The following is a 15813-nucleotide window of genomic DNA, read 5'->3' on the forward strand; positions in this document are numbered from 1 at the left end:
TATCGGCTTTCCAGATAGTTTACGTCACAAATCACAATTTTTCATATCGATATAACGAAATTAGGATTACACCATCGCCACACGCTCCATCACGGTGCCTCCATGTCCACTGCCCCGACTCCCCATCTCAGCCATGCCGCGCCGTCGATGCGCGGCCAGTTGAACGGCGTGCTGTTCGTCGCGCTGTTCGCCGCCGCCGTCACGAGCCTGTCCCAGCTTCCCGCGATCGAGGGGCTCGGCCTGTCGCCGCTGATCGTCGGCATCGTCGCCGGGGCGTTGTACGGCAACGGCCTGCGCGACGGCATGCCGGCCAGCTGGGCGGCCGGTGTCGATTTCTCCGCACGCAAGCTGCTGCGCATCGCGGTCGCGTTCTTCGGGTTGCGCGTGAGCCTGCAGGAAATCGCGCAGGTCGGGCTGCCGGGCCTCGCGGTGTCGGTGCTGATCGTCGTCAGCACGCTCGCGATCGGCACCTGGGTCGGCATGAAGCTGATGAAGCTCGATCGCGACGCCGCGCTGCTGACCGCCGCCGGCAGCGCGATCTGCGGCGCGGCCGCCGTGCTCGCGTTCGAGTCGACGCTGCAGTCGAAGCCGCACCAGAGCGCGATGGCCGTGGGCAGCGTCGTGCTGTTCGGCACGCTGTCGATGTTCCTGTACCCGGTCGCCTATCACGCCGGCTTGCTGAACCTCGATCCGGCCGGCCTCGGCCTGTTCTTCGGCGGCACGATCCACGAAGTCGCGCAGGTGGTCGGCGCGGCGAGCGACATCAGCCCGCAGGTCGCGCACGTCGCGACGATCGTGAAAATGACGCGCGTGATGCTGCTGGTGCCGGTGCTGCTCGCGCTCGGCTGGTGGCTCGCCCGTTCGGCGCGCTCGGCCCGCGACGCGGCCGGCGGCGCGCAAGCCAGGCGCAAGGTGGCGGTTCCCTGGTTCGCGCTCGGCTTCCTCGGCTTCGTGATCGTCAATTCGCTGAACGTGCTGCCTGCGGACGTCACGCATACGCTGAACGTGCTCGACACCTTCGCGCTGACGATGGCCATGACCGCACTCGGCATCGAAACGCGTGTCGCACAGATCCGCGCGGCCGGCCCGCGTGCGCTGATGACCGGCCTGATCCTGTACGTGTGGCTGATCGCCGGCGGCTACGGGATCACCTGGGCCGTGCAGCACTGGCTTGGCTGAGCCGCACGTCCGTGACGGTTCGCGCGCCGCGCCCGACGGGAAGGTCCCGCGGGCGCGGCGCAGTGCTATGCTTCGCGTCGTTTTCCATCGCCCCCTTTCAGCCGTGCTCTCGTTTCTGCTGAAGCTGCGCACTCGCGCCCAAACGCTGTTCCGCCTGTCGGACGCCCATACGATGCTGATCTGGTCGGCCATCGTCGGCGTCGGCGGCGCCTTTGCCACGATGGCGTTCCGCGAAGGCATCGACCTGATGCAGCACCTGATCTCGGGGCACAGCGGCAGCTTCGTGCAGATGGCGAAGCGCCTGCCGTGGTACGTGCGGTTCTGGATGCCGGCCGCGGGCGGCTTCCTCGCCGGCTGCGTGCTGCTGCTCGCGACGCGCGGCGACCGGCAGGCCGCCAAGACCGACTACATGGAATCGGTCGCGCTCGGCAACGGCGTCGTACCGGTGCGGCAGAGCCTGTGGCGCAGCCTGTCGTCGCTGCTGACGATCGGCAGCGGCGGCTCGATCGGCCGCGAAGGGCCGATGGTGCAGCTCGCGGCACTCGCCGCGTCGCTCGTCGGCCGCTTCGCGCACTTCGACCCGCCGCGCCTGCGCCTGCTGGTCGCTTGCGGCGCGGCGGCCGGCATCACGTCCGCTTACAACGCACCGATCGCCGGCGCGTTCTTCGTGTCGGAAATCGTGCTCGGCACGATCGCGATGGAGAGCTTCGGGCCGATGGTCGTCGCGTCGGTCGTCGCGAACATCGTGATGCGCGAATTCGCCGGCTACCGGCCGCCGTACGAGATGCCGGTGTTTCCGGCCGTGACGGGCCCCGAGGTGCTGCTGTTCGTCGTGCTCGGCACGCTATGCGGCGTGCTGGCGCCGCAGTTTCTGCATCTGCTCGATGCGTCGAAAGCGCAGTTCAAGCGGCTGCCTGTACCGCTGCCCGTGCGGCTCGCGCTCGGCGGCCTCGTCGTCGGCGTGATCTCGGTGTGGATTCCGGACGTGTGGGGCAACGGCTACAGCGTCGTGAACCACATCCTCCATTCGCCGTGGACCTGGCAGGCGCTCGTCGCGGTACTCGTGTTCAAGGTGATCGCGACCGCCGCGACGGCCGGCTCGGGCGCGATCGGCGGCGTGTTCACGCCGACGCTGTTCGTCGGCGCCGTGTTCGGCTCGCTGTTCGGGCTCGCGATGGACGCGCTGTGGCCGGGCCATACGTCCGCGTATTTCGCGTACGCGATCGTCGGGATGGGCGCGTTCATGGCGGGCGCCACGCAGGCGCCGCTGATGGCGATCCTGATGATCTTCGAGATGACGCTGAGCTATCAGGTCGTGCTGCCGCTGCTGGTGTCGTGCGTGTTCGCGTATTTCGTCGCGCGCGCGACGGGCACGACGTCGATGTACGAGATCACGCTGCACCACTACCAGGACGCGCAGGAACGGCAGCGCCTGCGCACCACGCAGATGCGCGAGCTGATCCAGCCCGCGCAGACGGTCGTGCCGCTCACCGCGAGCGTCGCCGACATGACGCGCGTGTTTCTCGAATATCCGGTGAAGTACCTGTACGTGACCGACGACGCCGGGCGCTTTCGCGGCGCGGTCGCGCTGAAGGACATCACGTCGGACCTGCTCGACAAGCGCGACACGACCGACAAGACGGCCGCGCACTACGCGCATACGCCGTTTCCGCTGCTCACGCCCGACATGCCGCTCGCGACCGCGCTCGAGCGCTTCATGGCGTTCCAGGGCGAACGGCTGCCGGTGATCGAGAGCGAAGCCGAGCCGACGCTCGCGGGCGTCGTCTACAAGACGTCGCTGCTCGACGCGTACCGGCGGATGACCGGCGAGCGCTGACCGGCGGCCGCGCGCTTCGTCCCCTCGTCCCCTCGTCCCGCGCAACGCTTCCCTCCTTTTCTCGTTCGTTTCGGCCGGCGCGCGCCGACGTCGCGCCGCCTCTCCCGCCGCACGTGTTTCAAAATATTTGCACGAGCGGAATTTTCGTTTTCTCGCCCGGAAAATCCTGCACGGAAAATCAACGCTCCATTGTTTCATTTCACCCGAATCAATAGAGTCGACTACCCAGAAAATAAAAAATAAATTACCTATCCTTCGTCGTTGCAGCGCTTGAAAACCAGTCAGGCATTTAAAAATTACAAAAATCAAACTTCCGCTGCAAAACAATCGATTCAAAACCGTTACGAGGGAAAAATGGAAACCAGTTCCAGCTATTCAAGCACGCCCGCAATCTATGTGATTCCGGGCCAGGGAGATAGTCCGTCCGCCGCGTTGAAATCGCTTTACGAGCGAAGTCCGCCGGCCCGCGAATGCATCGACGAGACGCTCGACGACATCGAAGCCATACTGCGCGAGGAGCCCTACGATCACGAGCCGCGGCTGCTGCGAAACGTGCTGCTTGGAAATGCCTCGGCCGCCGTTCCCGTCGGCATCCCGCAACTGTCGGCATTCGCCACCGCGGTCTGCGTGCACCGCTTCCTCGAACGGCAGCACGTGCGGCCTGTTGCGATCATCGGCCAGAGCCTCGGCGAAATCGGCTCGCTCGTCTGCTCGGGCGTATGGTCCGTAGCCGACGGCGTGCGTGCCGTCCTCGCGCTCAACGACGCGTTCCGGCCGTTCGCGGGACGCGGCGGCATGACCGCGGTCGCGGCGTCGGAAACCGATACGCGGGCGCTCCTCGACGAAATTGCCCACGAGCGGCTGGTGCTTGCGTGCGTCAACGCGCCGCGACAGACGGTCGTCAGCGGCCCGCATACGGCGCTCGACACGTTGACCGCATTTGCGAGCCGCCGAGGTATCAAGCTGCACTCGCTGCCGATTCCGTATCCGGCTCACCATCCCGCGCTGTGGACGGCCGCGGATCGGTTCCACGATGCGATCGTGCGATTGCCGCGCAACCGCTTCCGTGTACCGGTCTATTCGGCCGTCGCGTGTCGGCGCTACACGGATACCGACGATATCGCCCGCGCGCTGGCGGACTGCTTCACCAAACCGTATTACATGCCGGCCGTGCTCGAGCACAGCCAGGTCGGGCGGGATTCGATCTATATCGACCTGAGCATGACCGGCATCATGAATCGCAGCATTAAAGCCGCGCTGCCGGATGCGCGAACTTATTCACCGACTCGCGAAACCGATTCATTCCCATTCAATTTAAATCATACGGGGGCCCTGCAATGAATGCATACCAACTGGAAAATGGCGGAATATCCGGATCACCGTCGGCCCGACCGACTATCGCACCCGAAATCGATGAAATCCGCGATACGCTTTCCGGTCTCACGACGCCAGACCATCGCCGTCTGCTGATCCAGTTGCTGTCGAGCGCGGACTTCGACAAGCCGCTCGATCGGCATTCGGTCGACCTGCATCGCTCGACCTACGATCGCCTCGTCAAGCTCGCCGGCAGGTTGCCGGCCGCGGCCGGCAACCTGTCCGACCCGTCGCTGCTGTCGGCGATCGCCGAATGGACGGCCGTCAACGATCCGTCGCTATGCATCGCCGCGCTGATCCACTACGGGCTCTGCATCGGTTCACTCGTCGAACTCGGCAAGGGCAACGCCCGTGCGCAGGAATACGCGAGCGAACTGGCGGCGGGCCGCAAGGTCGGCGCGTTCATGATCACCGAAATCGGCGGCGGCAACAGCCAGCTCGCCGCCCGCGTCGAAGCGCGCTTCGACGCCGCCAGCCGGAGCTTCGTGCTGCACACGCCGGACGATGGCGCGCTGAAGTTCACCAACGTCGGCGTCAACGATCTCGACAAGCTCGGTATCGTCTGCGCACGCGTCATCGTCGACGAACGCGACTGCGGGGTTTTCGCGTTCGCGGTGGACTTGTCCACCCGCGAGGGCCCGCTGCCGGGTGTGCGCCTGTCCGCGCCAGCCGAAATCCCGCTGGTGCCGTTCGATTACGGCCTGGCCGGCTTCGACCGCGTGCGAGTCCCGTTCGATGCGTGGCTGGCCGACGGCGCGTCGATCGACACCGACGGACGGTTCCACGATCCGCTCGGTGACCCGAACGGCCGTCTCGTCCGCACGCTGACCGCGCCGGAAAACGTGTGGGCGATGGGCGCGATCGGGCTGGCCGCCGTATCGCGCACCTGCGTCGCCCAGGCGCTGCGTTACTCGACGCATCGCTCGAGCATGGCCCGCATCGCGCCCGAAACGTCTCTCATGCGCTACAGCACGCAGCAGCGTGCGCTGCTGCGCGCGCTCGCGACGTCGTACGTGATGACCTGCTTCGCGAACGAAGCCGCGCGCGAATGGGCGCTGGCGCTGCATGGTCGCGCGCAGCCGGATCGCACGGCTTCGTCGTTCATGATGTGGGCGCCGTGGAGTTCCACCAATCGCAAGCTCGCGCTCGTCAAGGCGCTGACCGCGTGGGCCGCCGAGGAAGTGGCCGCCGAATGCCGGCTGCGTTGCGGGGTGGCCGGCGATCTGCTCGTCAACCGGTATCTCGACTATCAGGGGCTCGGCCACGTGTTCAACGACGCGGGCGGCAACAACTTCCTGATTCTGCTCGACACGGCGCGCACGCTCGCGGCGGCGCCTGCCGCGTCGGCCGGATCGGATGAAGGCGGAAACAACTGGCCCGAGGCAGCGCGTGATGCAATCGCCGCACTGCGGGCGCGCGAACGCCGACTGATCCGCTCGCTCGCCGATCAGGTCGACGACCGGACCGCAAGCGGCGTCGATTCGCTGGACGTCTGGAATCCGCTGTTGCCGCGTGCGCGCGATGCGGCGGAGGCCTACGGGCTGAATCTCGCGCTGGATGCCGCGCTGGCCGCGGCCGATGCGGTCGCGAGCGAGCCGGCGCGCGCATTGCTGCGGGATCTCGCCGCGCTGTTCGCGATCGATCGTGCGCAGCGGCACGGCGGCTGGCTGATCAGCGAAGGCGTGATGGACCCGTCAGGCTACCGGCAACTCGATGCGGCAACCGACGCGTTGTGCGCGCGCCTCGTTCCGCACGTCGACACCTTCGTCGAAGCATTCGGGCATCCGCACCCGGTCGTTCGGTCGCCGATCTCGGACCCGACGCACGACTATGCGGCGTCGCTGGCCCGCATGCTGCGTGTGCCGCCCGGCGCCCCGCACTGAACACCGCAGATCGCGACAGGCGTGCGCCGGCCGTCAGTCCGGCGCACGCCCCAGCACCACCCGCGCGAAGAATCCCGCGAGCACCGCTTCCGCCGCGTCGACCGACACGTGCTGCGGATCGGCCGTGTAGTACGACTGCACGCCGTCGCACAGGCACATCAGCCCGAACGCGAGCGTGTCGGCCGGCAGCAGCAGCGGCGTGCCCGACCGCTCGGCGAAGCGCTGGATGAATTCGGCCATCTGCACGCGCTTGCCGTGCAGGAACTGGTTGAAGCGCACGCGGAACTTCGCGTCGCGCGCGGCCTGCAGCTTCGCCTCGCCCCACAGCAGCGAGTATTCGTCGTCGCGAAACAGCGTCCGGTAATACGCGAGCGCCATTGATTCCATCTGCTCGCGCGTGCCGCCCCCTTCGAAAATCGCCTCGAAGTCGGCCTGCACCTCCGCGTGATTGCGCTCCAGCAATTCCAGCAACAGGTCGGACTTGCTGCGGAAATTCGAGTAGAACGCACCGCGCGTATAGCCGGCCGCCGCCGCGACGTCCTCGACGCTCGCGGCCACATAGCCTTTCTTCAGAAAAATTCGATGCGCGGCTTTCAGCAGACGTTCGCGCGTCTGGTCCCTGCTCTGCTCGCGAGTTAAGCGCTGTGGTTTCATGACGCGCAGTCTAGCATCCCCTCCCTTTCAGATTCATCTTTGCATTCAAATACAGGTGTGTATTAGAATTCGCCACAGTTTCCGAAGATGTCGTTCGTCTGTCCGCGTGCGCCGGTGCCGGCGCCGCTCGGGGCAAGCGCCTGCCGCGCTTGCCGGCTTCGTACCGCTCCACCTCACCTGGGGGTTTCGTGAATCGCTCCGGTTCCCGCGCCGCGCTGCTGATCGGCGCCGCGCTCGTCCTTGCCGCCTGTCATCCGAAAGAATCCGCACCGCCCGCCCCGCGCCCCGTCGTCGCGCTGCCCGCACGGGCCGACACGCTCGCGGCCGCGCGCACGCTGCCCGGCGACATCCAGCCGCGCTACGCCACCCCGCTGTCGTTCCGCATCGCCGGCAAGATCATCGAGCGCCGGGTCCGGCTCGGCGATACGGTGAAGGTCGGCCAGGTCGTTGCGCTGCTCGATCCGTCCGACGCCGAGAAGAATGCCGCGAGCGCGCAGGCGCAACTCGATGCCGCGACGCACACCCTCGCCTTCGCGAAGCAGCAGCTCGACCGCGATCGCGCGCAGGCCCGCGAAAACCTGATCGCGACCGCACAGCTCGAACAGACCCAGAACAGCTACGCGTCGGCGCTCGCGCAACGCGACCAGGCGCAGCAGCAGTTCGCGCTCGCGAAGAACCAGCTCCGCTACGCGACGCTCGTCGCCGATCATGCGGGCATCATCACCGCCGAACAGGCCGATACCGGACAGAACGTGTCGGCCGGCCAGCCGGTCTACCAGCTCGCGTGGTCGGGCGACGTCGACGTGGTCAGCGACGTGCCCGAAGCCGCGCTCGCCTCGCTCGCGCCCGGTCATACGGCCACCGTCACGCTGCCGTCGCTGCCGGGCCGCCGGTTCGCCGCGAAGGTGCGCGAAATCGCGCCGGCCGCCGATCCGCAAAGCCGCACCTATCGCGTGAAACTCACGCTCGGCGCGCCCGATCCGGCGATCCGGCTCGGGATGACCGCGGACGTCGCGTTCGACGGCGCGCCGGCCGCCGCCGATACGCAGCCGATCACGCTGCCCGCGACCGCGCTGTTCCACGACGGCGCGCAACCGGCCGTCTGGGTCGTGCGCACGAAGGACGACACGCTCGAACTGCGCCGCGTCGACGTCGCACGCTTCAACGAGCGCACCGTCACCGTGTCGCACGGGCTGCAACCGGGCGAGCGCGTCGTGCTGCAGGGCGTGCATACGGTCAGCGCGGGCGAGAAGGTGCGCGCGATCGCGCCGCTGCACCCGGAGGACTTCGCATCGTGAGCGTCTCCCACGAAGAAGGCCGGTTCAACCTGTCCGCATGGGCGCTGCGCCACCAGGCGCTGGTCGTCTACCTGATCGCGCTCGCGACGCTCGCCGGCATCCTCGCGTACACGCGGCTCGCGCAATCCGAAGACCCGCCGTTCACGTTCCGCGTGATGGTGATCCGCACTTTCTGGCCCGGCGCGAGCGCGCGGCAGGTACAGGAACAGGTGACCGACCGGATCGGCCGCAAGCTGCAGGAAACGCCGGCCATCGACTTCCTGCGCAGCTATTCGCGTCCCGGCGAATCGCTGATCTTCTTCACGATGAAGGATTCGGCGCCGGTGAAGGACGTGCCCGAGACCTGGTACCAGATCCGCAAGAAGGTAGGCGACATCGGCTATACGCTGCCGCCCGGCGTACAGGGCCCGTTCTTCAACGACGAATTCGGCGACGTCTACACCAACATCTGGACGCTCGAGGGCGACGGCTTCACGCCCGCGCAACTGCACGACTACGCGGACCAGTTGCGCACCGTGCTGCTGCGCGTGCCGGGCGTCGGCAAGGTCGACTATTTCGGCGACCCCGATCAGCGGATCTTCATCGAGGTCAACAACGCGCAGCTCACGCGCCTCGGCATCTCGCCGCAGCAGCTCGGGCAGGCGATCAACGCGCAGAACGACGTTTCTTCGGCCGGCGTGCTGACGACCGCCGACGATCGCGTGTTCGTGCGGCCAAGCGGCCAGTTCGACAACGTCGGCGCGATCGCCGATACGCTGCTTCGCATCAACGGCCGCACGTTCCGGCTCGGCGATCTCGCCACCGTCAGGCGCGGCTACGACGATCCGGTCGTCACGCAGATGCGCAGCAACGGCAAGGCCGTGCTCGGCATCGGCGTCACGATGCAGCCGGGCGGCGACGTGATCCGGCTCGGCAAGGCGCTCGACGCCGAATCGAAGGATCTGCAGGCGCAACTGCCGGCCGGCCTCAAGCTGACCGAGGTGTCGAGCATGCCGCACGCGGTCTCGCATTCGGTCGACGACTTCCTCGAAGCCGTCGCCGAAGCGGTCGCGATCGTACTGGTCGTGAGCCTCGTGTCGCTCGGGCTGCGCACCGGGATGGTCGTCGTGATCTCGATCCCGGTCGTGCTCGCGGTGACGGCCCTCTTCATGTACCTGTTCGACATCGGGCTGCACAAGGTGTCGCTCGGCACGCTCGTACTCGCGCTCGGGCTGCTCGTCGACGACGCGATCATCGCGGTCGAGATGATGGCCGTGAAGCTCGAACAGGGCTACAGCCGCGCGCGCGCCGCCGCGTTCGCGTACACCAGCACCGCCTTCCCGATGCTGACGGGCACGCTCGTCACGGTATCGGGCTTCCTGCCGATCGCGCTCGCGAAATCGAGTACCGGCGAATACACGCGCTCGATCTTCGAGGTGTCGGCGATCGCGCTGATCGCGTCGTGGTTCGCGGCCGTCGTGCTGATCCCGCTGCTGGGCTTCCACATGCTGCCCGAGCGCAAGCGGCACGCGCACGAGGCGCATCTGCCCGACGATCACGAGCACGACATCTACGACACCCGCTTCTACCGGCGGCTGCGCGGCTGGATCGACTGGTGCATCGAGCGGCGCTTCGTCGTGCTGCTGATCACGGGCGTCCTCTTCGTCGTGGCGATGATGGGCTTCTCGCTGGTGCCGCAGCAGTTCTTCCCGAGCTCCGACCGGCCCGAGCTGCTGGTCGACCTGCGGTTGCCCGAAGGCGCGTCGTTCGCGGCGACGCTGCGCGAGACCGAGCGTCTCGAGAAAGCGCTCGACAAGCGCCCCGAGATCGATCATTCGGTGAACTTCGTCGGCAGCGGCGCGCCGCGCTTCTACCTGCCGCTCGACCAGCAGCTGCAACTGCCGAACTTCGCGCAGTTCGTGATCACCGCGAAATCGGTCGAGGATCGCGAGAAGCTCGCGACCTGGCTCGAAACCACGCTGCGCGACAGGTTTCCTGCGGTGCGCTGGCGGCTGTCGCGGCTCGAGAACGGGCCACCGGTCGGCTATCCGGTGCAGTTCCGCGTGAGCGGCGACAGCATCGCGACGGTCCGCTCGATCGCCGAGAAGGTCGCGGCGACGATGCGCGGCGATGCGCGCACGGTCAACGTGCAGTTCGACTGGGACGAGCCGGCCGAACGCTCGGTGCGCTTCGAGCTCGACCAGAAGAAGGCGCGCGAGCTGAACGTCACGTCGCAGGACGTGTCGAGCTTCCTCGCGATGACGCTGTCCGGCACGACCGTCACGCAGTATCGCGAGCGCGACAAGCTGATCGCCGTCGACCTGCGCGCGCCGCAGGCCGATCGCGTCGATCCGGCGAAACTCGCGGGCCTCGCGCTGCCGACGCCGAACGGCCCCGTGCCGCTCGGCTCGCTCGGCCGCTTCACGCCGACGCTCGAATACGGCGTCGTATGGGAGCGCGATCGCCAGCCGACCATCACCGTGCAGTCGGACGTGCGCGCCGGCGCACAGGGCATCGACGTCACGCATGCGGTCGACGCGAAGCTGAACGCACTGCGCGCGCAGTTGCCGGTCGGCTATCGGATCGACATCGGCGGTTCGGTCGAGGAAAGCGCGAAGGCGCAGACGTCGATCAACGCGCAGATGCCGCTGATGGCGATCGCCGTGTTCACGCTGCTGATGATCCAGCTGCAGAGCTTCTCGCGCGTGCTGATGGTCGTGCTGACCGCGCCGCTCGGGCTGATCGGCGTGGTCGCGACGCTGCTGCTGTTCGGCCAGCCGTTCGGCTTCGTCGCGATGCTCGGCGTGATCGCGATGTTCGGGATCATCATGCGCAACTCGGTGATCCTCGTCGATCAGATCGAGCAGGACATCGCGGTCGGTCACGGACGCGTCGACGCGATCATCGGCGCGACCGTGCGGCGCTTCCGGCCGATCACGCTGACGGCCGCGGCCGCCGTGCTTGCGCTGATCCCGCTGTTGCGCTCGAACTTCTTCGGGCCGATGGCGACTGCGCTGATGGGCGGCATCACGAGCGCGACCGTGCTGACGCTGTTCTACCTGCCTGCGCTGTACGCGACGTGGTTCCGCGTGAAGCGCGACGAACGCGACCCGCACGACGGCCCGCCGCCAGGCGGCAGCACGCCGGCCGCGCCGTCGGGAGCCTGACCATGGATCGATCGATGACCCTGAAAACCAAAGCCGTGCGGGCGCTCGCGATGGCGAGCATCGCCGGCCCGCTCGCGGGCTGCGCGTGGTTCGCGCCGAGCGGCGAGCCGCCCGCGATGCCGTCGCCCGCGCACTACGGCGCGGCGCCGCAAGTCGAGCAGACCGTGTCCGCGCTGGGTGTCGCGCAGCAGTTCGAGGTCGGCGCGCAGCCGGTGCCGGACTGGTGGAAGCAGTACCGTTCCGATGCGCTGAACGCGCTCGTCGACGAAGGGCTGCGCAACAGCCCGACGCTGAGTGCGGCGTCGCATTCGCTGGATGCCGCGCGCGAACAGTTGCGCGGGCAGATCGGCAGTTCGATGCTGCCGTCGATCGACGCGGTCGGCCAGGCCGCACGCCAGCGAGCGCTCGGCGTACCGATTCCCGCGCTCGGCGCGCAGACGCTGTTGTACGACACGTTCGTCGGGCAACTGCAGGCGAGCTACACGGTCGACCTGTTCGGCGTGTCGCGCTTCGCGAACCGCGCGCTCGCGAAGCGCGTCGACGTCAGCGCGTTCCAGCTCGAATCCGCGCGGCGCGCGCTGGCCGCGAACATCGTGACCGCGTCGATCACCGTGGCGGTGCTCGATGCGCAGATCGAGACGACCGAGCGGCTCGTCGCGCTCGCGAACGACCAGGCGCACGACGCCGAGCGCCGCCATGCGCTCGGTTCGGCTTCGCGCAGCGACGCGCTCAATGCCCGGCAAAGCGCCGACACGTTCGCGGCGAGCCTGCCCGCGCTGCGCCAGCAGCGCGACTCGGCGAGGCATGCGCTCGCGGTGTTGGTCGGCCGCACGCCCGACCGGCCGCCGGCCGATCTCGCGCTCGCCGATCTGCACCTGCCCGAACAGGTGCCCGTCGTCGTGCCGTCGGACCTGCTGCAAAGCCGCCCGGACATCCAGGCCGCCGACGCGGGGCTGAAGGCCGCCGCCGCCGAAGTGGGCCTCGCGACCGCGCAGATGTTTCCGCAACTGTCGCTGTCGGCGGCGATGGGCAAAGGCGGCTTCAGCTGGCCGACGATGCTGTCGGGCGCCGGCGCGATCTGGAACGTCGGCGCGTCGCTGAGCCAGCCGATCTTCCACGGCGGCGCGCTGCTCGCCCAGCGCCGCGCGGCGAAGGCGACCTACGAGGCCGCGGTCGACCAGTACAAGCAGGCGGTGCTCGGCGCGTTCCAGAACGTCGCCGATTCGCTCGCGGCGCTCGAGCATGACGCGCAGGCGCTCGATGCGTCGTCGCGCGCCGCGCTGTCCGCGCGTGGCGCCTACGACGACGCGGTCGCCCGCGTGCGGCTCGGCGCGCTGCCGCCGTCGGCCGCGCGTGCGAGCGAGTTGCAGTACCGCAACGCGCGGCTCGACGAGATTCGCGCGACCGGCGCACGGTTCGCGGATACTGCGCGGCTTTACCAGGCGATGGGCACGCCGCCGGCCGGCAACGGCGACGGATCCCGTAAAACCGCCGGCGCCGCCGGCAAGGACGCGCGCGCCGCCGCCACGCCCGAATCCGCCCCATCGGCGCAATAAGCCTCTTTCGATCGGACGTGCATGCGGCGCCCCGCCGCGGCCGTCCGATCGCCGATCTTCCGCTTGACCCTCACGTAGCGTAACGTTCGAGACTCCAGTGTGCGCATAGAACGGAGGAACCAATGCGGCTGAAAGTGGGAGAACTGGCGAAACGCACCGGGCTGACCGTCCGCACGCTTCATCACTATCACGCAATCGGTCTGCTGACGCCTTCGGCGCGCGCCGACAACGGCTACCGGCTGTACGACCGCGACGACATCGCCCGGCTCCACCAGATCCAGGCCCTGCGTCGCTTCGGACTGTCGCTCGCCGAAATCGGCGATTACCTGAACCGGCCAGGCACCCCGCTCGTCGATCTCGTCGCAAAACAGATCGCATCGCTCGACCGCCAGCTCGCGCAGACCGCGCAGCTGCGCGAGCGGCTCGCGAGCCTGCATGCTCAGCTCGCGGCGGGCGCCGAGCCGGAACTGACCGATTGGCTCACCACACTGGAGTTGATGACCGTGTACGACAAATATTTTTCCGAGGAAGAACTCGCTCGCCTGCCGATGTACCAGAAGAGCCAGGCCGGCGACGCCGAATGGATCGCGCTCGTTGCCGAAGTGCGGGCGCTGCACGAAGCGGGCGTGCCCGCCGAGGACGAGCGCGTCCGTGCGCTCGCCGCGCGCTGGATGGCGCTGCTGGTACGCGACACGAACAACGATCCGCGCTTGCTCGCGAAGCTGAACCTGATGCACGAGCAAGAACCGTCGATGCAGTCGAAGATCGGCATTTCGACCGCGTTGCGCGACTACGTGCTGCGCGCTTCATCGGAAACGAAGATGCGGCTCTTCGAGAAGTACCTCGAGCCGGACGAGATTCGCTTCATGCGGGCGCACTACCGCGAACGCTCGATGGAATGGCCCCAACTGATGGCCGACGTGCGCGACGCGGTCGAATCGGGCGTGCAGCCCGATTCGCCGCAAGGCCGTGCGCTCGCGCAGCGCTGGCTCGAGCTGTTCTGCAGCTATGCGGGCCACGATCCGGCCACGCACGCGAAATTTCGTCAAGCGCTGGCGAACGAGCCGGCGCTGTCGAAGGATTCGTGGGCCGACGACACGCTGATCGGTTTCGTGCGCGAAGCGATGGCGCAGCTGGCGCCGGTGCGCTGATCGCATGATGCGCGGGCGGCAAGCGGGTTTCCTGCTTGTCGCCCGTTTCACCATCGGCAGCCGGTACCGCCAACGTACCCTGCGTGTCCGGAGACGAACGCGCCATGATCGGCAAAGCCGCGTGCCGCTGCGTGCCGCGCGCGACAGGCCCGCTCAGCGCTCGCGCGAGCCGAGGCCGAGCGCCTTCATCCGCCGGTACAGTGTCCGTTCGCTCAATCCGAGCTGCTCGGCGAGCGCCTTGCGCGTGCCGTCGAACGCGCGCGCGATACGGACCAGCTCCGCATCCGACACGCCACGCGCGTCCACCGCCTGCGCGTGCGGCGCCGCCGCTGCCGCGACGAGCTCGGCCGGCAGATGTTCGACGCGAATCGTCCCGTCGTCGGCGAACAGGCACGCGCGTTCGAGCACGTTGCGCAGCTCGCGGATGTTGCCGGGCCACGCATACGCGTCGAGGCACGCCCGCGCACGCTCGGTCAGCACGAATGGTCGGGCCGCGAATGGTCGCGCATTCGGGTCGCCCGCGTTGCCGCGCGCGTTCGCGATCCGCCGCAGGATCGATTCGGCCAGCAGCGCGATGTCGCCGCGCCGTTCGCGCAGCGCCGGCAGCGGAATCGGAAACGCGTTGATCCGGTAGTAGAGGTCCTGCCGGAACCGGCCGTCTTCGATCATCTCGCGCAGCGGCTTGTGCGTGGCCGCGACGAGCCGGAAATCGGCGCGCAGCGCCTCGACGCCGCCGACGCGCCGGAACGTGCCCGATTCGATCAGCCGCAGCAGCTTCACCTGCATCGGCAGCGGCACGTCGCCGATCTCGTCGAGAAACAGCGTGCCGCCCTGCGCGGTTTCGACGAGGCCCGGCTTGCGCTGGTTCGCGCCCGTGAACGCGCCCTTCTCGTAGCCGAACAGTTCGCTCTCGAACAGCGTCTCGGCGATCCCCGAGCAATCGACGACGACGAACGGCCCCATCGCGCGATCGCTCGCCTCGTGCAGCGCGCGGGCGAACAGCTCCTTGCCGGTGCCCGATTCGCCGAGCAGCAGCACCGGCAGCGTCGACGGCGCGACGCGCTGCAGCGCGCCGAGCGCCGCGTTGAACGCGTCGGCGCCGCCGACGAGCCCTTCCGCGCTGGGCTGCGCGGACGCGCTGCGCACCGTCGTCAGCCGCTCGACGTACGCGATCACGTTGCCGTCCGCGTCGAAGATCGGCCGCAGCTCGACGTCGACATGCTCGGGGCCGCGCGGCGTGTGGTGGATGTGCAGCACACGGTTCAGCCCGCGCGATTCGAGCGCCTGCTTCATCGGGCAATGCTCGCCGGCCTGATCGCACGGCACGTCGTAGTGATGCGACACCTGGAAACAGTGCCGACCCACATGCTCGACGCCGGCCACGCCGAACTGGCGCCGGTACGCATCGTTCGCCGCGAGGATGCGGTAAGCGGGATCGACCACGATCGTTGGCTGCGGGTCCTGCTCGAGATACGCGACGAGCGCGCGGACATCCGGCATCGCGTCGCGGCGCTGGGCAGGAACGATCGGAATGGTGTCGTGCGGATTCATGCGGAGGCTCGCTCGGCGAAGAGGCGCCCGGACGGACTGCCAGGCTGACTGCCAATTCTGCCACGACACTGCCAGTAGTGGCAGTCCCGGTCCGCCACCGCATGTCGCCGCCACCCGCGCGAGACCGCCGGCGCACCGAAAACCCGAGCCGAATCAAGTCCCTGTCGCATCGGCCGGTGCCGCG

General features: G+C 68.1%; 10 protein-coding genes. 8 read left to right on the forward strand and 2 right to left on the reverse strand.

What is annotated here, in order from left to right; translation table 11 throughout:
- Positions 1–102 precede the first annotated feature (102 nt).
- From WS89_RS29345 to WS89_RS29360, 4 genes are all read left to right on the forward strand, one after another.
- Positions 103–1179: a YeiH family protein gene (locus WS89_RS29345; protein ID WP_059795580.1), complete on the forward strand. Its 1077-nt coding sequence runs from the start codon at positions 103–105 to the stop codon at positions 1177–1179.
- A gap of 103 nt (positions 1180–1282) precedes the next feature.
- Positions 1283–3016: a ClcB-like voltage-gated chloride channel protein gene (locus tag WS89_RS29350; RefSeq protein WP_218919449.1), complete on the forward strand. Its 1734-nt coding sequence runs from the start codon at positions 1283–1285 to the stop codon at positions 3014–3016.
- 270 nt (positions 3017–3286) lie between these two features.
- A complete protein-coding gene (locus tag WS89_RS29355; protein ID WP_156440625.1) occupies positions 3287–4357 on the forward strand; it encodes an ACP S-malonyltransferase in 1071 nt (356 codons plus the stop codon).
- Positions 4354–6273, forward strand: a complete 1920-nt coding sequence (locus WS89_RS29360) for an acyl-CoA dehydrogenase (protein WP_082742011.1) — start codon at positions 4354–4356, stop codon at positions 6271–6273. Before WS89_RS29355 ends, WS89_RS29360 begins: the two co-directional genes overlap by 4 nt.
- A 33-nt stretch (positions 6274–6306) precedes the next feature.
- On the opposite strand, the gene WS89_RS29365 is transcribed toward WS89_RS29360, so the two are convergent.
- Positions 6307–6927, reverse strand: coding sequence for a TetR/AcrR family transcriptional regulator (locus WS89_RS29365; RefSeq protein ID WP_059498858.1), 621 nt, complete (start codon positions 6925–6927; stop codon positions 6307–6309).
- Between the two features lie 188 nt (positions 6928–7115).
- On the opposite strand from WS89_RS29365, the gene WS89_RS29370 reads away from it, so the two are divergent.
- The 4 genes from WS89_RS29370 to WS89_RS29385 all read left to right on the forward strand — a co-directional run bounded on the left by WS89_RS29370 (position 7116) and on the right by WS89_RS29385 (position 14078).
- Positions 7116–8225 (forward strand): efflux RND transporter periplasmic adaptor subunit, encoded by a 1110-nt coding sequence (locus tag WS89_RS29370; RefSeq protein WP_059795585.1) that lies wholly within the window; start codon positions 7116–7118, stop codon positions 8223–8225.
- Positions 8222–11371 (forward strand): efflux RND transporter permease subunit, encoded by a 3150-nt coding sequence (locus WS89_RS29375; RefSeq protein WP_059795587.1) that lies wholly within the window; start codon positions 8222–8224, stop codon positions 11369–11371. Before WS89_RS29370 ends, WS89_RS29375 begins: the two co-directional genes overlap by 4 nt.
- A gap of 2 nt (positions 11372–11373) precedes the next feature.
- Complete coding sequence (locus tag WS89_RS29380) at positions 11374–12927, forward strand: efflux transporter outer membrane subunit (RefSeq protein ID WP_059795589.1); 1554 nt, start codon at positions 11374–11376, stop codon at positions 12925–12927.
- A 122-nt stretch (positions 12928–13049) separates the two neighbouring features.
- The gene (locus tag WS89_RS29385; protein ID WP_059795590.1) at positions 13050–14078 is read left to right on the forward strand and encodes a MerR family transcriptional regulator; all 1029 of its coding nucleotides are present in this window, start codon (positions 13050–13052) and stop codon (positions 14076–14078) included.
- 153 nt (positions 14079–14231) lie between these two features.
- Here WS89_RS29385 and WS89_RS29390 read toward each other — a convergent pair whose 3' ends face one another.
- A complete protein-coding gene (locus tag WS89_RS29390; protein WP_059498853.1) occupies positions 14232–15629 on the reverse strand; it encodes a sigma-54 interaction domain-containing protein in 1398 nt (465 codons plus the stop codon).
- Between the last annotated feature and the right edge of the window lie 184 nt (positions 15630–15813).

It is taken from the genome of Burkholderia sp. MSMB1072 (genome assembly GCF_001524725.1).
GTDB lineage: Bacteria > Pseudomonadota > Gammaproteobacteria > Burkholderiales > Burkholderiaceae > Burkholderia.

Coding starts and splice junctions, on each gene's coding strand:
- WS89_RS29345 (WP_059795580.1), top strand. CDS start 103: ATGTCCACTGCCCCGACTCCCCATCTCAGCCATGCCGCGCCGTCGATG.
- WS89_RS29360 (WP_082742011.1), top strand. CDS start 4,354: ATGAATGCATACCAACTGGAAAATGGCGGAATATCCGGATCACCGTCG.
- WS89_RS29365 (WP_059498858.1), bottom strand. CDS start 6,927: ATGAAACCACAGCGCTTAACTCGCGAGCAGAGCAGGGACCAGACGCGC.
- WS89_RS29380 (WP_059795589.1), top strand. CDS start 11,374: ATGGATCGATCGATGACCCTGAAAACCAAAGCCGTGCGGGCGCTCGCG.
- WS89_RS29385 (WP_059795590.1), top strand. CDS start 13,050: ATGCGGCTGAAAGTGGGAGAACTGGCGAAACGCACCGGGCTGACCGTC.
- WS89_RS29390 (WP_059498853.1), bottom strand. CDS start 15,629: ATGAATCCGCACGACACCATTCCGATCGTTCCTGCCCAGCGCCGCGAC.